Source organism: Mycobacterium sp. ZZG (assembly GCF_054786995.1).
This window is the reverse complement of sequence record NZ_JBTBFV010000024.1, coordinates 1-18,055: the sequence shown is the minus strand read 5'-3', so window position 1 is coordinate 18,055 and position 18,055 is coordinate 1. Positions and strand designations below refer to the sequence as shown.

Here is an 18,055-nt window from a genome sequence, read left to right as displayed (position 1 = left end):
AGGGTCATCCTCCGGCTCCCGAGGCGACGGGTGTTGCGGCGCCGGGGATTTCGGCAGGCAGCAACGGCGCAGCGGGAGCAGGTGCCGGCGGGGGGAGGGGGGGTGAGGCGGCGGGTAACAGTAATCCGGGGAGCGAGGTGGGGTTCGCCGGGGGATAGGCCGATAAGGTCGGTGGGTGTTCGGGCGCGGTGGGGGTGGGACCGGTACCGCCGGGGGCGAGTTTGGGATCGGTGTAGATCATGTTTTCCGGTGCGTAGGAGGGCGCCAGGAACGGGTTGACCGGGAAGGGCAGCCCGTTGAAGTTCAGCAGGTCCAGGCCGGGGCCGAGGTATTGGGCACACAGTTTCGCGGTCTCGGGGGCAGTGGTGTTCTCCACCGCGCCGATGGCCCCGCAGATGAACTGCACCGGGTTGGAGAAGTTGGTGAAGACGAAGGAGCCGTTGACGGCACCGGAGTCCGGGTTCCAGATGTTGTAGGCGTTGGCGACGGCGTTCGGTGCGACGTGGAGAATGTTCTCAAGATCGGTGCGGTGGTCGACGAGATTCTGGGTGACATTGGCCAGCCGTTGAACTTGTTCGGAGGTTTGGTTGCGGCTGCCGGCGATGAAGCGCTGAACTTCGGTGACGGCCTCGGAGAGGGTGGTGACGGCGGCGTCGAGGTCGGAGCGGCTTTCGTCCAGGACACTGGTCAGTGTCGCGAAACGGTCTTGGAATTGCACGATTTGAGTGTTGCTGTCCCGCAGTGCCGTGACGAAGGTCTGCAGGTTGGCGATGATGTCGACGATGTTGCCGCTGCCTTCGGCGAGTATCCGCGTGACGCCGGAGAGTTGGGTGAGGACCTCGCGGAGTTTAGGGCCGTTGCCCTCCAGTGCGGTGGCGGCGCTGTCGATGAAGCGCGAGATCGACGGTGGAGCGTCGGCGCGGGGGCCCAGATCGGTGGCCAGCCGCATCAGTTGGTCTTTGACTTGGTCCCACTCCACGGGCACTGCGGTGCGGTTGATCGGTATCTGCCCGCCGTCGGGCAGCAGAGGTCCGTCTCCGGGAGCGTAGGGCGGAGTGAGCTCGACATAACGTGCTGCGACGAGGTTCTGCGAGACGATGATCGCCTGGGCGTCGGCCGGAATCGGGACGTCGCGGTCCACGGTCATCGTCATCTTCGTCCGGGTTCCGTCCGGCTCGATGGCGTCGATGCGCCCAACGGTGACACCGGCGACTTGTACGGTGTCACCGGGGTAGATGGCGATCGCTTTGGTGAAGTATGCGGTGAGGGTATGCGCGCCGAAGAAGGTGTGGTGGACGAGCACGGCGGGGCCGCCGACCAAGCCAGCTACGAGCGCGAGTGCGGTGAGGGTGAGCAGTCGTCGTCGGTTCATCGCGGCGAAAGGTCTCCTGGCTGGGGTATTCCGTTGTAGGGGAACGGAATTTCTGCGCGTGGACCGGCGTCGTCGGGGGGTTGTCCCTGGTCGGTGCCGCGCCGGAATCCGAACGCGTAGTCGAGGAAGGGCTGCAACACCTCGGGCAGCGCCAGGTTGGGAATGTAGGCGTTGTAGTACCAGCCGTTGGCGACGGTTTCGCCCTGTGTCACCTGATACTTCGCCAGCCCCGGCAGCGCTTTGGCGATGTTGTCGCGATTCTTCTCCAGCATGGCTGCCACCGAGTTCAGCTTCTCCAGAGTGGGTGCTAGCTGAACTTCGTTGTCGGCGACCAGACCTGAGACTTGTTGAGCCACAGCGGTGGTGTTGGCCAGCAGGTCGACGATGGCTTGACGGCGCTCGGTGAGGGCGCCAACCAGATCGTTGGCATTGAGGATGAGCGCATTGAGCGCTTGGCTGCGGTCTGCCAGCACATCGGTGACTGCGCTGGTGTGGCGCAGCAGCTCGGCGAGGGTTTGGTCGCGGCTGTTGATCGACCGTGACAGCCGCGCGATCGCGTCGAAGGCGGGTCCCAGCTGCGGAGCGATCTGGTCAAGCGTTGCCGAGAGGGTGTCCAGTGACTGGTTGAGGGTCGACGTATAAGTAGCGGCGGTGTTGCTGGTCAGCTCGCCGATGGCGTCTGTCAGCGAGTAGGGAGAACCGGTGCGCGACACCGGAATGACCGAGTTGGGCGACAGCGCCGAGGTGCCGCTGGACTCCAAGGTCATGACGCGTTGGCCCAAGAGAGATCCGGTGCGGATGTGGGCGGTGGTTTCTGAGCCCAGACCGACCTTGCCCCTTACGGTGAACGTGACGAGCGCTGCACCGTCCCGCAGCACGATGTCGGACACCGACCCGACCGTGACTCCGGAGATTTTGACCTCATTGCCTGCAACGAGCCCGCCGGCGTGAGTGAACTGCGCCTGGTAGCGCACGCTGGTGGCCCAGGTGAGCAGACGTTCGGGGTTGAGCCCCACAGCGATCGTCAACACCACCAGCACCACACCGATGAACCCGGCGCGGACGAGCTGCGTTCCAAGGTATTTCAGCATCAGGGCTCCGCGCACCTCCCCGTATCCTGCTTGATCCACGGGAAGACCACGGTGCGGCCCTGCAGGTCACTGGCCCGAAACTGAACCGCGCAGATGTAGTAGTTGATGAAGCTGCCGTATGCCCCCAGACGCACCAGCTTGCGGTAATTGTTGGGCGCCTTCTGAAGCGCTGTGTCGATCAGTTCCTTGTCCGTGTCGAGAAGCGGTGCCAGACGGTTTAGTTCGTCGACGGTTCCCTTCAGCGGCGGCCGGGCATGGGTGAGCAGGTCAGCCACCGAGGCGGTGCCGCGATCCAGCTTTTCGATGGCCGTACCGATCGGGTCGCGGTCGGCGGCCAGGCCGGCGACGAGCGTCTGAAGTTTGTCGATCGTCGCGGAGAACGCAGGACCGTCGTCGGCGAGCGCCTTGGCGACGGTGTTGAGATTGTCGATGAGTCGCTCGACGGCGTCGTGGCGGTCGGCAATGGTTTCTGAGAAGGATGAGGTCTTCGACAGGATGGACTCGAGCGTGCCGCCTTGTCCTTGGAAGATCTGGATCAGCGAGGAAGTCAACGCGTTGACGTCTTGCGGATTCAATCCGCGGATCACCGGCTTGAGCCCACCGAGGAGCAGATCGAGGTCCAGTGCGGGTTCGGTACGCTCCCGCGGGATCTGGGCGCCCGGGGGAAGGATCTGCATCTGTCCGGGGGAGTCGAGAAGCTCCAGATAGCGGTCACCTACGAGGTTGAGATAACGCACCGCCACTTTGGTCGCCGTGGTCAGAACCACGTCGCGGTCGGCGTCGAATTCCACGACGACGGTTTTGTCGGGCTGTAGCGAGATCGACGACACCGCACCCACGCGGATGCCCGACACACGGACCGAATCGCCCTCTTTGAGGCTTGACGAGTCGGTGAACACCGCTGAATAACTGTTGGCTGAACCGCCGCGGTACTCGCTGAAGGCGAGGAACAACGCGGCGGTGAGCAGCGTCATGACGGTGGCAAACGCCGCGAATTTGATCAGCGTCCCTGTCGATCGCGTCATCCGGGTTGCCCGATCTGAGCGGTGTTGCGTGGGGGCCCGTCCAGTGGTCCGAACAGGAATTGCTTGAGCCCGTCGGAATTCAGGATGATGCCCTGGTTCCCGTATTGATTGGGGTTGGCGCCGATGTCGCCGAGGACGAACTTCGGCTTGAATCCGGCCGGCATGTCCGGCAGCCCGATATCGGCACAGTAGGGGCCGCCGGTGGCAGCCACCTTCGGCAGGTTCGACGGGTAGCGGTAGCGGTCGAGTCCGAACGAGAACCCCAGGCTGGCCACCACGCCGGGCACCGGAGACGGCGGGCTCTCAGTGATCGGGATCAAACCCGCCAAACCGCAATGGATTCCCTCGCGGTAGCGATTCGTCAGGTCCGTGGTTGGCACCAACAAATCCAGTACCTCGGTCAGTGGCTGCTGATTGGCCCCCACCACCTCCGAACCGACATCGGCCAAACCCACTGCTGACATGAGCACGGTGTCGAGGTCGCGTTGCCGGTCGACCAGGGTGCGGCCGACTCGCGTCGTCGTCGACACGACCGTCATGAGGTCCGGTGCTGCGTCAGCGTAGGCTCCGACAACTGAGGGCGCTACTGACAATTCGTGTTCAAGCGTCGGCAGGCTCGGTTCCAGGCGTGCGAGCAGGGTGTCGAGGTCCACGAAGGTCTGGCCGATCTGTTCCCCGCGACCAATGAGGGCGGTGGACACTGCGGCCAGCGTCGCGTTGAGCTTTCCCGGCTCGACGGACGACAGCAGCGAGGTCAATCTCTGAAACAGCGTGTTGATTTCGACGGTGACCTGTTGGGCGGCCAAGATCTGCCCCGGCCGCAGTGGTTGCGACGAGGGAGTTTCAGGAAGGATCAGTTGAACGTATTTGGCGCCGAAGACCGTCGTGGAGGCGATGTCGACCTCAACATTGTCCGGAATGGTCGCCAGCTGTCGGGGATCGAGCGCCAGTTGAAGTACTGCGTCGCCGTGAGCGCTCGACTTGATCGACGCGACGCGCCCCACCTCCACCCCGAGCATCTTGACCTTGGCGTCGGGATCCATCACGAGGCCGGCGCGCGGCGAAAGCACCGTCACCGGAACTGTTTCGGTGAACGTGCCCCGAAACAATCCGACACACAACGCGATCACCACGCCCAATGCCAGCACGGAGATGAGCCCGGTCAACGGTCTGACTGCCGAGGCGTGGAGCCGCCCCGGTCTGCGAGACCTCTGGTGCGCGGCCACTGCTCAGCCCGAGCCGACAGGTTGCAGGCACACCGCTGTCGAGCACACAGGGTCAGCTTGAAGTCGCCGCGGTACGGGGTCAATCCGCTTCGCGCAAGTCGACAAGTCCTGAAGACGCCCCTTCGATGTGCGATACAGGGTCGCACCGGGACCACCAGCCGGGATTGATGAGAAAAACTCCTCCATTTGTCTCACCGTGCAAAAAGCGATGAGCCGGACCCAACCATTACTCCGCTGCGGCGAAGCAGGGACCGATGAATCGCGCGACGATGGCGTGCTCGTCGTCGCGGTTCTTGACCGGCCAGTACCACAGCGCGAGCGTGGCACGAAGGAGCCACTGCGCCGCGATCGGGTCGCTCCGACCGATCATCTCTTCGGCGAGTGCCACGACCAGCGGAGATGATGTCAGCCATCCGGTGTCGTGGTGGGGCCGGATAGTGCCCATGATCAGAGGGCCCAGCGGTTCGGCGCGGATATGGTCCAGCGCGACGAGGATGGCCTTCTCGACGCGCTCCGCTCCCTCCAGACCGTCGATTGCCGTCTTCACCCGTTCGACGATGCGCACCGACATCCGGCGCACCACGCCTTCCATGATGACCGACTTGCCACCGACATTGCGATAAATCGTCGCCGGTGAACAGTGCACCTTGGCCGCGAGCGCATCGATGCTGAAAGCCTCGAACCCGTGTCGCGAGATCAGTTCTGCGGCGGCCGTGTGGATTCGTTCGACGGCTTCCGCGCGGCGATCCGTACCGACCAGCCAGTCTTGCCGGACCATGTCACCGGACTCCTTCTGCGAACGATCACACCGATCATTGAATTATCGACGTGAGAACTTCAGGGCAGAAATTCTCACAGTAACGCGAGTTCGGGTAGCTGCCAAGAGAAGCGGGCTAACCCGACTGTCGGACACGGCCTTCTCAACCTGGTCCTCGCGTATTGACGCAGCGGCGTCACACCCCGCAGCCTGACGGCATGTGTGATTGCGCATTGCGACCCCGCCCTGGCGTTCGACGGATGTGACGAAGGTCGACCGGGGGGTCATCCATCCGGAACTGCGCGGCGTTGCGCGCGTGGCGCCGAGAGGCACGATCCCCAACACCGTAGCCCTCAAGATCATGCGTCGATTGACGACTATGCGGAGGCCGCGCGGGGACGGTGTCAGCATCGAGCGACTGGGCACCGCCGCCACCATGCGTCTCTATCAGGGTGCCAATGACGTGCCTGCGCCAGCACTGCTGTGGATGCACGGGGGCGGGTACGTCATGGGCCGCGCCGATCTCGACGACCGGCTCTGCCGATCATTTGCCGACGCGTTGGGCATCACGGTGGCCTCGGTCGACTATCGCCTCGCACCGGAACATCCCTACCCCGCCGCAGTACTCGACTGTCATGCCGCGTGGAGGCGGCTTGCCCATCTTCCCGACGTTGACCCGGCGCGCATTGCGATCGGTGGTCTCAGCGCGGGGGCGGGATTGGCTGCCGCGCTCGCGCTCCGTCTCCGCGACCTCGACGATTACGCTCCGGTACTGCAACTGCTCGCTTATCCGATGCTCGATGACCGTTCCTCTGCCGCGCCGCACCCTCTGGCCTCGCGGTACCGCTTCTGGAATCAGACTTCGAACGAATTCTCCTGGCGCGCCTACCTCGCTGGGGCTGACCCCGCCGAAGCGGTACCCGCCCGTCACGAGGATCTCGCCGGCGTCGCGCCCGCGTGGATCGGAGTCGGATCGTTGGATCTCTTCTACGAAGAATGCGTCGCCTACGCACAGCGATTGCGCGCCGCTGGCGTCACCGCTGCGCTTGAGGTGATTGGCGGAGCGTTTCACGGCTTCGACGCAATTGCCCCCAAAACGTCTGTGGCTCAGTCGTTCTTCGCTCGGCAGTGTCTCGCTCTCGACCACGCCTTCCGCGCTGCCGGCCCGCAGAGCGCAGATTCCGGTGCCCCATCCATATCGTCGAAAGGTCGCGCGTCATGACGCTGACGAACCCAGCACAAGGCGCCACCTCGATGCTCAAACCCTTGACCTCGGCAATCCAACTCAACCTCGCCGCCGCGATCAGACAACGACGCCGCGGCTACAGCGCATGGTGCGGCGCGGTCAACACCGACTACGACCCGCTCGACCCCCACACAGCGGCCCAGCCATTCACGGCCTACGCTGCGCTGCACCGCGGCGGCCGGGTGCACTACAGCCCGCGCCGTCACACCTGGATACTTCACCGCCTCGACGATGTGCGCGCCGCCCTCCGCGACACCGACCAGGTGACCAGCAGCGTCGGCGTCACCAGAGTCCGGATGGCCGCCGATCTCGTCGTCGTCACCGACGGTGAACAGCACAGCCGTCTGCGCAAACAGGTTCAACCGGCCTTCACCAAGAAGGCTCTTGACAGCTGGCGCACCATCATCGACGAGCTCGCTGTCGAACTCGTCGACACAATGATCGCCCAGCCCGGAAGCGATGCGGTAGCCCAACTGGCGATTCCGATGCCCCTGCGCGTGATCGCGGCCATCCTCGGCATCCCCGACACTGACATCAGCGACTTCCGCAGGTGGTCAGAAGACAGCGTGCGCCTGATCGACTTCACACCCACCATCAAAGGTGTCCTCAACACCGGCCGATCCCTTCGTGCCGCCGCCGCTTTGCGCCGCTACTTCCTCGACCACCTCGCCACCGGCGACCTCAAAGGATCGAACACCGTCCTCGGGCGGCTGCTCGAGCACAGCTCCGACGGCAGCCTTACCGACGATCAACTGTTCTACATCGCGATTCTGCTGCTCATTGCCGGCAACGAGACCACCACCAATCTGATCGGCGGCCTCATCGACACACTGGCGCGAGAGCCCGATCAGTACAGCAGGATTCGCGCTCAACCTGAGCTCATTCCCATGGCCATCGAGGAGCAGCTGCGCTACACCAGCCCCATTCAAAACCTCTACCGCTACACCCGGGCGCCGTATGAGGTGGGGGAGGTAACCATTCCGTCCGGCTCACGAGTGCTGCTGTCGTTTGGAGCCGCCAACCGCGACCCCCTCGTATTCGACGACCCCGACACCTATCGCGTGGATCGCAACCCCCGCATGCACGTGGCGTTCGGCTACGGTGCCCACATGTGCCTCGGCGCTCCACTCGCGCGCATGGAAGCCCACGCCGTGTTGCGCGAGCTTGTCAACCGCGTCAGCCGAATCTCGCCGGCCGGACCCACGTCCTGGTCGACGAACAGTTCACTTCGCGGCCCCACACACCTTCCGGTCATCTTCCACACCGACTGACGAGGTCGCCGGGTACAGGCGGCCCGGGTGAGGATGAGCCAGCGCTGCACATCCCCTCGGGCGGGGCCCCCGTCGCGAAGCTGCCGTCGATTCGGGAACAGATTGGGCGCCGACGTAGCGATGGTTCACATTGACCGGGGCGACACGGGCGCGGTATCCGCCCAGCATTGCCTCCAGGTACCCGTTGGTGTCGAAGCCGGCTGTCATCTCAGTCATGTGAACCGTTGCTCTCGATTGGTGCGGCGCTGTCGGCGAAGCCCATCGGGGTTGCTTGGTGTGCACCGGCGCTGCGCCCTCGGGCGACCAGGTCGATGACTGTGCTCAGGCGGCGGCGTATGTCCGCGTAGGTCCTGGGTCCCTGCACCAGGCCGAGAATCTCTGAGGTCCAGACATCGGCGAGCACTTCGGCGGTGACGCTCATCGGCACGAAATCGGCGTGCGAACAACGACTTATCTGATGGGCGAACAGCTCAGTGGTCTGGCGGCGCACCGTATCGGCTTCCGCTGCAGCCGCGGCGTGTGAAGCCACGTATGCGTGAGCCAGTGCCTCGGTCACCCGGTCGGACTCCTCCATGCCGTTGATGAGGCGCCATACAACAAGCCTCAACCGCGCGAAGGGGTCTTCGACGCCCTGCAAGTCATCGAGCAGAAATGAGTCGAAGCGCAGCAGCTCCCGCGACAACGCGATGGTCAACAAATGCACTTTCGACGGAAAGTAGTGATAGACCGTGGCGAGCGAGACGTCTGCCACTTCGGCAATGTCGCGCATGTGCACACGGTCGTAACCACCGCGCCCCGCGAGCTCGACCGCGGCGTCCAGAATCCGTGATCGTCGCGTGCGCTGACTGTCGGTGGTCAAGGCATCTTCGGGCAGGGCCACACCTTGACCGTCGCCGGGGGTGGAACTTCCCAGCCAATCGCCGTCATTGTTGGGGCCGCGGAACTCACTAGGCGAAGGCAACGTCGGCACCCTTCGATTGAACCGTCCGGAGCTGCATTGGACACCTGTCTATTTGTTGGGTGCGTACGGTCATCGCTGATCTATCGACTGCTGGCTGTCTGCAAGTTCGAAGGTGGCAGTAATAGCCCTCTAGCTGCAATGAAACAGCACCACGAGCCTCTTTTTGCAAAGTTATCATAGACCCTATTATGCTAGACAAGTGTCCAGTTTATGGCGTCGCAAGTAGTGGTCAGCTTGGCATGGGGATTGGCCGACATCCGGTGACGAAGCCGGTAGGGGCATTCAGTCCGAGGAAAGACAGGAGCACGCCGTGGCTTACGTAATCACGCAGAACTGCTGCAAGGACGCCAGTTGCGTTCCCGTGTGTCCGGTCGACTGCATCCGCCCCACTGGGGGCGCAGCGCTGGCGGGCGCGGAGATGCTGTACATCGATCCAGAGGCATGCATCGACTGCGGGGCGTGCATGGAGGAGTGTCCTGTCGGCGCCATCGACTATGTCGACGACCTGCCGCCCAGCCAGGCGCGTTTCGCCGACATCAATGCGGCCTACTTCGAGCAACATCAGGAAGGGGCTGACGGTCCCTGGGTGGAGCAGCAGCACAGCCCGGTCGCTACGGGAGCGCTTCGCGTAGCGATCGTGGGCGCGGGGCCGGCCGCCTGCTATGCCGCGGCCGACCTCATCGCCGTAGACGGGGTAGAAATTTCGATGTTCGAGCGCTTACCCACACCTTTTGGTCTCATCCGCGCCGGAGTCGCCCCAGATCACCAGGCCACCAAGGCCGTCGTCGGTCTCTTCGATCGAGCCCTAGCATCGACGCGCGCGCAGTGCTATTTCAACGTCGAAGTCGGACAACAGATCAGCCACGATGAGCTGCTCGAACACCACCACGCCGTGATCTACGCTGTTGGCGCTTCCTCGGGCAGGACGTTGGACATACCTGGCGCGGACATGACTGGTAGTCACGCTGCGGCAGATTTCGTCGGCTGGTACAACGGCCACCCCGACCACGCTGACCATCAATTCGACCTCGGATCGTCGCGCGCGGTCATCCTCGGCAACGGCAACGTCGCACTTGACATGGCACGAGTACTGCTCGCTGACCGGCAACAGCTCGCCGCCACCGATATCGCGGACCATGCCCTCAACGCCGTCGCACAGTCCGGTATCGAGGAAGTCGTCATCATCGGCCGGCGCGGCCCACGCGATGCAGCATTCTCCGTCGGCGAGTTTCTCGCTCTCGCGCACCTCGACGGCGTAGACGTCGCTATCGACTGTGCGCCCTCAAGTTTGGATCCCTCAGATGGCGACGACATGATCACCAAAACCAAACTGCAACTCTGCCGCGAATATGCAGAGACACCCAACCATCCCGGTAACAAGACCATCGTCTTCCGTTTCCACTCCACCCCACTCGAAGTCCTGGGCAGTGGCCATGCAGAGGGCGTCCGCGTATCGCGCGACGGCGTCACCGACGACCTCGCTGCTGGTCTGGTGCTCCACTCGATCGGATACTCCGGCAGGCCGATTCCGAACCTGCCGTTCGACGCCGCGACAGCGACCGTGCCCAATGATGGCGGCCGCGTCGTGGACGATGCCGGCGCTCCGTTGCCGGGCGTCTACGTCACGGGATGGATCAAGCGCGGACCACGCGGAGTCATCGGCTCAAACCGGATGTGCGCCGCCGAAACCGTCGCGGCGCTTCTCGCCGACTTCAACGCCGGTGTGTTACCGGATACCCCCCGCCCAGAACGTACCGCCCTCGACAGCTTGATGGCGGAGCGCGGAGCAGAACCCGTTGACTGGCAAGGATGGAAGCGGATCGACCGGGCTGAACGTGTTCGCGGCGAACGGTATACGCGACCGCGGAACAAATTCCTAGCCGTCAAAGAGATGACTGACGCTGCCGCCGAGCGCATGTAGAACACCGGCGGCGAACTCCATGCACGGGACGCCCGCGGTGCGTTCGCGCCGAATCCTTGTTCATATCGGAAGCGGTGCTTGATACCGTCGGCTTCGGCCTCGTCGTATCCGCCACGGTTCACCGGTTGAACGGCTTTGGCAGGGAAGTAGTCATCGCCGATCTTGAAACCCTCGCTAACACAGCCGCAGCAGCTGCACTTCCTGCCCATATGGCGTTCGTGCGGGGACGGGGGAGCAGTTGGCGGCGGCGCGGGGTTCCGGCCGCACGACTGGACTGGTGTGCGCCCACCGTCAATTCACTTGATGGTGTAGCCGCCGTCGATGAGCAGGTCGGCACCGGTGATCATGCCCGCCGCGTCTGAGGCGAGATACACTGCGGCCGCCGCGATCTCGTCGGGGTAGGCGAAGCGGCCCATCGGGATGAGCTTCTTCAGTTCGTCGCCGCGCGGTCCGTCCCCGGCCTTGCGGCCGAGTTCGGTGAGCACCACTGTCGGTGAGATCGTGTTGACGCGGACGCCGCGGGGACCCCACTCGGCCGCCAGCACCTTCGAGGCCCCGACCACACCGAATTTCGACGCGCAGTAGGCGACGTGCTGATCAAGGGCGACCGTTGCCGCCTGTGACGCCGTGTTCACGATCGCGCCGCGGCCCGCCGCGAGCATGTGCCTGCCCGCGGCCTGACACATCAGGAAGGTGCCCTTGAGGTTGATGTCGATGGTCTTGTCCCAGGCGTCGAGCGGCAGATCTTCGGCGGGGGCGAGCATGACGACCCCGGCGCTGTTGACCAGAATGTCGATGCGGCCGAAAGCGTCGACCACGGAATTCACCGTGGCGGTTACGGAGGTGGGATCGGCTACGTCGCAGGCGAATCCGCGACTGTCCGGTCCGGCCTCGGCGGCCCGTGCCGCGGCGGCCGCGCCGTCGAGGTCGACGACGGCTATCCGGGCGCCCTTCGCCGCGAATGCGGCGACGATCGCCGCGCCGATGCCTGAGCCGCCGCCGGTCACCACCGCAACCTTGTCGCTCAATGGAAAGTCCAGGTCCACAACCGGTTCGGTGTTGGGTGTCATGTGTCGTCCTTGTCCTCGTCGAATGATCGGCAGGGGTATCGTGGACGTCACCGCGATCGAGCCGGTCGACGCCTTCGTCGATGCCACCGGCGTGCCGGCCGCCGTCGTCAGCGGAATCAAGGCGGTCGGGCCGGCCGGACACGTGGTGCTCGTCGGCATGGGCGCCGACGAATATGCGCTGCCGGTCAGCCACATCGCGAACCATGAGATCACCGTGACCGGGGTGTTCCGTTACACCGACACTTGGCCCGCCGCAATTCATCTCGTCGTCAGTGGCGCCATCGACCTGGACGGTATGGTGACAGGCCGCTACGACCTCGAGCACGTCGGTGACGCACTCGACAGCGACTCCGATCCGGCCAGCCTCAAATCGATCGTGGTGCCCGCGTGAACGCTGCACATGCCCCGGCATCGGGTACCGTCACGCAGTCGCTGTTGCGCTGCACCGACATTCACAAGAGCTTCGGTGGGGTGCCGGTGCTCAAAGGTATCGAGCTGGAACTGCACCCCGGCACCGTCACCGCGCTGGCCGGTGAGAACGGGGCCGGCAAGTCGACACTGATGAAGATCATCAGCGGGCAGTACACCGCCGATCACGGTGTGGTGCAGGTGGGGGAAACCACCCTGACCCCGGGTAACACCAAGGACGCGGTCCGGCATGGGGTGGCGATCGTGCCGCAGGAATTGGCCTCGATCGAGGACATGACGGTCTATGAGAACCTCTACGTCGGTAGGGAACTCAAGATCGGTCCATTCCTGAATCGGCGAGCGATGATCGACGAGGCCCGTGACGCGCTGGGCGTGTTCGGCCTCGAGATCAACCCGTCGGCGCGGATGGGCAGTCTGCCCGTCGGCCTTCGTCAGATCGTCGAGATCGTCAAGGCTGCCCGCACCGGCGCCCGGGTCGTCATGCTCGACGAACCCACATCGGCGATCTCCGAGCGCGAGGTGGAAGGCCTCTACAAAGTGGTGCGCACCCTGCGTGAGCACGGCGTCGCGATGGTCTACACCACCCACAAGATGGCCGAGATCCGCGCCATCGCCGACCGGGTGGTGGTGCTGCGTGACGGTGGGCTGATCCTCGACAAGGGCATCGATGACATCACCGACGACGAGATCGTCACCGCGATGATCGGCCGGGAACTCGACGCGGTGTTCCCCGACCGGCCGACCCCGGGCACCGAGCCGGTACTGGAGGTGCGCGATCTTCAGGTCGAAGGTGCTACCGGGCCCGTCTCATTCACGGTGAAGGCGGGTGAGATCGTCGGGCTGGCAGGCCTTGTCGGAGCCGGACGAACCGAACTGCTGGAAGCGATCTTCGGTGCCCGCACCAGCACTGCGGGTGTGATCACCGTGCGGGGCAAGGTGGTCAAACGCAATCATCCCGCCGCGGCGATCACCGCCGGTATGGCCATCGTGCCCGAAGACCGCAAGCTCTCCGGTGCCGTGCTGTCGATGAGCGTGCTGGACAACGGGACTTTGCCGCGGTTGTCGTCGTTCTCCCTTGCGGGCTGGTTGCGCGGTAAAGCCCGCACCAAGGCGGTGTCGGATGTGATGTCGTCGGTGGGGCTGCGCAGCCGCGGGCTCGGACAGGAGGTCGGCACGCTGTCCGGCGGCAACCAGCAGAAGGTGGTGCTCGCGCGCTGGCTCACCGGCGATGTGAACGTGCTGCTGCTGGATGAGCCCACTCGAGGAGTCGACGTCGGTGCGCGCAGTGAGATTTACCGTATAGTAACCGAATTCGCTGCCCAGGGGATGGCGGTGCTGATGGCGTCGTCGGATATGCCCGAGATCGTGGGCCTGTCACACCGGGCCTTCGTCATGCGGGGCGGCGCCCTGGTCGGCGAGCTCGACCGTGATGCCCTCGATCATCCCGAAGTGCAGGAATCGGTGTTCCGCCTGGCGACGGCACTGGACGGCGGAACCAAGACCACGACGCAGCAGGAGGCACCATGACGACCGACGTCGACGCAGACCAGCAGCCCCCCGGGCCGTCCAAGGCCCCGACGGTGGCGTCGCCGGTCACCGGCGAGCCGGTGAAACTCTTCTCGCGGCAATGGTTCTCGGGCGTTGCATTGCGCTACTCGATGGTGATCGTGGTGCTGCTGGTGATCGCTTACTTCAGCTACCGCAGCGCGCGTTTCGCGACACCCGAGAATCTCGTGACCATCCTGGTCGCGGCCGCTCCCTTCGCGTTGATCGCACTGGGCCAGACGCTGGTGATCCTCACCGGCGGCATCGACCTGTCGGTGGGCAGCGTGATCGCGGTGTCGGCGATGGCTGGTGCGGCGACGGCCAAGGCGAACCCCGGGCAGGTCTGGATGACGGTCACGGTGGCGATGGCCGTCGGTCTGGCATTTGGCTGCATCAACGGAGTTCTGGTGTCGCGCATCAACGTGCCACCGTTCATCGCGACGCTGGGCACCTTGACGGCCGGCTCCGGCGTGGCCTACGTCATCGGCGGCGGCGCACCGATCAAACGGCCTGCCAGCCGAATTCGGCTCGATCGCGAACACCAAGATCCTGGGCCTGCAGATCCCGGTGCTGCTGATGATCATCGGCATCGTCTCGCTCGCCATCATCATGAAACGCACGTCCTACGGCATGCGGGTGTACGCCGTCGGCGGCAACCGCAACGCCGCCGAACTCGCCGGCATCAACGCCAAGAACGTGCTGTTCAGCGTGTATGCGTTCTCGGGTCTGCTGGCCGGGCTCTCCGGCGTGATGCTGGCTTCGCGCGTCATCTCGGGACCGCCCAACCTCGGACACGGTTACGAACTCGACGCCATCGCCGCCGTGGTGATCGGTGGTGCCAGCCTGATGGGTGGTCGCGGCAGTATCTGGGGCACGACGCTCGGGCTGTTCATGATCATGACGCTGAACAACGGTCTCGACATCCTCGTGGTCCCCGCCTACTGGCAGGACGTCATCAAAGGCGTGTTGATCGTCGCCGCGGTCGCGGTCGACGTGTGGTCATCCAGGAGGCGAACCTGACTACCGAACACTGACCGTCGCAGGGCCTTTCAACCTCGAATCACTGCAATCGAAAAGAGAGAATGACATGAGACTGACCACCAGAATCGCGGCGATCGCCTCGGTGGGCGCCCTCGGCCTCGGCCTGACCGCCTGCGGCGCGGGTGACACGACGGCCAACAATGACACCACCCGCATCGGTGTCTCGGTGTACGACATGAGTTCGTTCATCACCGCGGGCAAGGAAGGCATGGAGGCCTACGCCAAGGACAACAACATCGAACTGATCTGGAACTCGGCCAATCTGGACGTCTCCACCCAGGCCAACCAGGTCGACTCGATGATCAACCAGGGTGTCGACGCGATCATCGTCGTTCCGGTGCAGGCGGATTCGTTGGGCCCGCAGGTGGCCACCGCCAAGGAGAAGGGCATTCCGTTGGTGCCGGTGAACGCGGCGCTGAACAGCCCGGACGTCGCCGGTAACGTGCAGCCCGACGATGTGGCCGCCGGTGAGCAGGAAATGCAGATGATGGCCGATGCGCTCGGTGGTCGCGGCAACATCGTGATCCTGCAGGGACCGCTGGGACAGTCCGGTGAGATCGATCGCACCAAGGGCATCAACAACGTGCTGGCCAACTACCCGGATATCAAGGTGCTGGCCATGGACACCGCGAACTGGAAGCGCGATGAGGCCGTCAACAAGATGAAGAACTGGATCTCCGGCTTCGGCAACCAGATCGACGGTGTGGTCGCCGAGAACGACGACATGGGTCTGGGAGCGCTGCAGGCGCTCAAGGAGTCCGGCCGCACCGGCGTGCCGATCGTGGGTATCGACGGCATCGAGGACGGCCTCAACGCCGTCAAGAGCGGTGAGTTCATCGGGACGTCGCTGCAGAACGGCACCGTCGAACTGGCGGCCGGCCTTGCCGTGGCCAACGCGCTGGCGAAGGGCGAGGAAGTCAACACCGAGCCGGTGTACATCATGCCCGCCATCACCAAGGACAACGTCGACGTCGCGATCCAGCACGTGGTGACCGAGCGGCAGCAGTTCCTCGACGGGTTGTCCGAGCTGATCAAGAAGAACCTGGAGACCGGCGATATCGCCTACGAGGGGATTCCGGGGCAGACGCAGCCCTGATCGCAGCCATCCGCGACGAGGACCGGCCCACCATCGGTGGCCGGTCCTCGTTGTCGTTGGAGGACACCGCGCTCACACGTCGTGTCGATGCCACTCAGTCCGCGTCGGTCACCGCTCGGATCAGGTTGGGCGACATCAATTCGTCGCAGTGTTCAAGGGGAGGCACCGACAGGCCCTCGTCAGCGCCCATCGTCGAACGCGGATACCTGTGTGCCGGTTGACGTCCTCGGATACGCAGATCGCCCCTCCGCCACCCGGGCAACGGGTGGAGGAAGGGCGATCGCCAATACGTCAGGTGCGGGACGGGTGACTCAGACGGCGTACTCGTCGGCGACGGTCAGCGCGGCGTCCAGGATCTGAAGTCCTTCGGCCACTTCGTCGTCGGTGACATTGCACGGCGGCACGGCATGGATGCGGTTGAAGTTCGCGAACGGCAGCATGCCGCCCGACTTGCACGCCGCCAGCACCGCCGCCATCGCCGGGCTGGACCCGCCGTAGGGAGCGAGCGGCTCGCGGGTCGCCTGGTCGGCGACCAGCTCGATCGCCCAGAAGACCCCGAGGCCGCGGACTTCGCCGACCGAGCGGTGCCGGGCGGCGAGATCGCGCAGCCCCGGTCCGAGCACCTGCTCGCCGATGCGGGCAGCGTTGGCCACCATGCCTTCGTCTTCCATCGCGTTGATCGTCGCGACCGCGCAGGCGGTCGCCAGCGGATGGCCGGAGTAGGTCAGGCCACCCGGATAAGCCCGGTCGGCGAAGGTCGAGTAGATCGCATCGTTGATCGCGACGCCGCCGAGCGGGATGTAACCGGAGGTGACGCCCTTGGCGAAGGTGATCAGATCGGGCACGACGTCGAAGTTCTCGATGGCGAACCACGTTCCGGTACGGCCGAAGCCGGCCATCACCTCGTCGGCGATGAACACGATGCCGTAGCGGTCACAGATGTCGCGGACCCCGGCCATGTAGCCGGGCGGGGGCACCATGATGCCCGCGGTGCCCGGAACCGACTCCAGGATGATCGCCGCGATCGTCGACGGTCCTTCCATCTGGATCAACCGGTCGAGATACTCCAGCGCGCGCTGGCTTTCCTGCTCCTCGGTCTCGGCGTGGAACGTCGACCGGTACAGGAACGGGCCGTTGAAGTGCACGATCCCGGCGTTGCCGTGGTCGTTGGGCCAGCGGCGGGGGTCACCGGTGAGGTTGATCGCGGTCTCGGTGCCACCGTGATAGGAGCGGTAGCGCGAGAGCACCTTGTAGCGGCCGGTGTGCAGCCGGGCCATCCGCACCGCGTGCTCGACGGCGTCCGCGCCGCCGTTGGTGAAGAAGATCCGGTTCAGGTCACCCGGGGTGCGCTCGGCGACCAGTCGGGCCGCTTCCGACCGCGCGTCGTTGACGTGCTGAGGGGCGATCGTGCACAGCTTCGCGGCCTGCTCGGCAATGGCGGCAACGACTTTCGGGTGCTGATGGCCGATGTTGGTGTTCACCAGCTGCGACGAGAAGTCCAGCAGCTTGTTGCCGTCGCCGTCCCAGACGTAGGAACCCTGCGCGGCCAGCACCGTCATCGGGTTGATCTGCGCCTGCGCCGACCACGAATGGAACACGTGCTTGCGGTCCAGTTCGTAGGCGCGCTGCCCGCGGGCGATGGCCGCATCGATGTCCTCGCCGGTGGGCAGCGAGGTGAGGTCGGTGGGCTGTTCGGTGATGGTCACAATCGATCCTTTGGCACGAGGGGAGCAGCAAGAGGGGCGTGGAAAGCCGTCGGCGCGAGGGTGCGTGAAGTTGGGTCCGCGGGCGGCGTGTCGGTCGCAGACACGCACGCTCGCGGACTGTGGGGGTGGTCTTAGTTGGTGGGGAATCCGAGGTTGATGCCGCCGTGGCTGGGGTCGAGCCAGCGGGTGGTGATGGCTTTTTGGCGGGTGAAGAATTGGACGCCGTCGGTGCCGTGGGCGTGGCTGTCGCCGAACAGGGAGGCTTTCCAGCCGCCGAAGCTGTAGTAGGCCATGGGAA

The 18,055-nt window shown here is 64.7% G+C and carries 13 protein-coding genes and 3 pseudogenes; 7 read left to right on the top strand and 9 right to left on the bottom strand.

Going from position 1 to position 18,055, the window contains the following annotated elements; all coding sequences use genetic code 11:
* Positions 1-4 precede the first annotated feature (4 nt).
* The 5 genes from ACXMYJ_RS15165 to ACXMYJ_RS15145 form a co-directional block, all read right to left on the bottom strand.
* Positions 5-1,372, bottom strand: a complete 1,368-nt coding sequence (locus ACXMYJ_RS15165; RefSeq protein ID WP_260751013.1) for an MCE family protein — start codon at positions 1,370-1,372, stop codon at positions 5-7.
* Positions 1,369-2,463 (bottom strand): MCE family protein, encoded by a 1,095-nt coding sequence (locus ACXMYJ_RS15160; RefSeq protein ID WP_460357301.1) that lies wholly within the window; start codon positions 2,461-2,463, stop codon positions 1,369-1,371. Before ACXMYJ_RS15160 ends, ACXMYJ_RS15165 begins: the two co-directional genes overlap by 4 nt.
* Positions 2,463-3,488 carry an MCE family protein gene (locus ACXMYJ_RS15155; protein WP_260751015.1) on the bottom strand — a complete coding sequence of 342 codons (1,026 nt, stop codon included), beginning with the start codon at positions 3,486-3,488 and terminating at the stop codon, positions 2,463-2,465. The genes ACXMYJ_RS15160 and ACXMYJ_RS15155 overlap by 1 nt, the downstream gene beginning before the upstream one ends.
* Positions 3,485-4,714 carry an MCE family protein gene (locus tag ACXMYJ_RS15150; RefSeq protein WP_460357298.1) on the bottom strand — a complete coding sequence of 410 codons (1,230 nt, stop codon included), beginning with the start codon at positions 4,712-4,714 and terminating at the stop codon, positions 3,485-3,487. Before ACXMYJ_RS15150 ends, ACXMYJ_RS15155 begins: the two co-directional genes overlap by 4 nt.
* 226 nt (positions 4,715-4,940) lie before the next feature.
* The gene (locus tag ACXMYJ_RS15145; RefSeq protein ID WP_460357295.1) at positions 4,941-5,492 is read right to left on the bottom strand and encodes a TetR/AcrR family transcriptional regulator; all 552 of its coding nucleotides are present in this window, start codon (positions 5,490-5,492) and stop codon (positions 4,941-4,943) included.
* 241 nt (positions 5,493-5,733) lie between these two features.
* On the opposite strand from ACXMYJ_RS15145, the gene ACXMYJ_RS15140 reads away from it, so the two are divergent.
* A complete protein-coding gene (locus tag ACXMYJ_RS15140) occupies positions 5,734-6,693 on the top strand; it encodes an alpha/beta hydrolase (protein WP_460357292.1) in 960 nt (319 codons plus the stop codon).
* Positions 6,694-6,725: 32 nt separating this feature from the next.
* Positions 6,726-7,988 (top strand): cytochrome P450, encoded by a 1,263-nt coding sequence (locus ACXMYJ_RS15135; protein ID WP_460357377.1) that lies wholly within the window; start codon positions 6,726-6,728, stop codon positions 7,986-7,988.
* Between the two features lie 208 nt (positions 7,989-8,196).
* On the opposite strand, the gene ACXMYJ_RS15130 is transcribed toward ACXMYJ_RS15135, so the two are convergent.
* Complete coding sequence (locus ACXMYJ_RS15130; RefSeq protein WP_460357290.1) at positions 8,197-8,868, bottom strand: TetR/AcrR family transcriptional regulator; 672 nt, start codon at positions 8,866-8,868, stop codon at positions 8,197-8,199.
* 391 nt (positions 8,869-9,259) lie between these two features.
* Here ACXMYJ_RS15130 and ACXMYJ_RS15125 point away from each other — a divergent pair, with 391 nt between their 5' ends.
* The gene (locus tag ACXMYJ_RS15125) at positions 9,260-10,870 is read left to right on the top strand and encodes an FAD-dependent oxidoreductase (RefSeq protein WP_443187821.1); all 1,611 of its coding nucleotides are present in this window, start codon (positions 9,260-9,262) and stop codon (positions 10,868-10,870) included.
* A gap of 296 nt (positions 10,871-11,166) precedes the next feature.
* Here ACXMYJ_RS15125 and ACXMYJ_RS15120 read toward each other — a convergent pair whose 3' ends face one another.
* Positions 11,167-11,940: an SDR family oxidoreductase gene (locus ACXMYJ_RS15120; RefSeq protein WP_443187822.1), complete on the bottom strand. Its 774-nt coding sequence runs from the start codon at positions 11,938-11,940 to the stop codon at positions 11,167-11,169.
* A 40-nt stretch (positions 11,941-11,980) separates the two neighbouring features.
* Between ACXMYJ_RS15120 and ACXMYJ_RS15115 the strand changes: the two are divergent.
* The 4 genes and pseudogenes from ACXMYJ_RS15115 to ACXMYJ_RS15100 form a co-directional block, all read left to right on the top strand.
* Positions 11,981-12,331 (top strand): annotated as a pseudogene (locus tag ACXMYJ_RS15115) (zinc-binding dehydrogenase); the annotation flags it as partial.
* Positions 12,328-13,896: a sugar ABC transporter ATP-binding protein gene (locus ACXMYJ_RS15110; RefSeq protein WP_260751024.1), complete on the top strand. Its 1,569-nt coding sequence runs from the start codon at positions 12,328-12,330 to the stop codon at positions 13,894-13,896. The pseudogene ACXMYJ_RS15115 and the gene ACXMYJ_RS15110, both read left to right, overlap by 4 nt.
* A pseudogene (locus ACXMYJ_RS15105) lies at positions 13,893-14,934 on the top strand (ABC transporter permease). Before ACXMYJ_RS15110 ends, ACXMYJ_RS15105 begins: the two are co-directional and overlap by 4 nt.
* Positions 14,935-15,001: 67 nt before the next feature.
* Positions 15,002-16,051, top strand: coding sequence for a substrate-binding domain-containing protein (locus ACXMYJ_RS15100; RefSeq protein ID WP_443187824.1), 1,050 nt, complete (start codon positions 15,002-15,004; stop codon positions 16,049-16,051).
* A gap of 311 nt (positions 16,052-16,362) precedes the next feature.
* Here the strand turns inward: ACXMYJ_RS15100 and ACXMYJ_RS15095 are convergent, their stop codons facing one another.
* Complete coding sequence (locus ACXMYJ_RS15095; protein ID WP_460357286.1) at positions 16,363-17,757, bottom strand: aminotransferase class III-fold pyridoxal phosphate-dependent enzyme; 1,395 nt, start codon at positions 17,755-17,757, stop codon at positions 16,363-16,365.
* 131 nt (positions 17,758-17,888) lie between these two features.
* Positions 17,889-18,055, bottom strand: a pseudogene (locus ACXMYJ_RS15090) (methylmalonate-semialdehyde dehydrogenase (CoA acylating)); the annotation flags it as partial.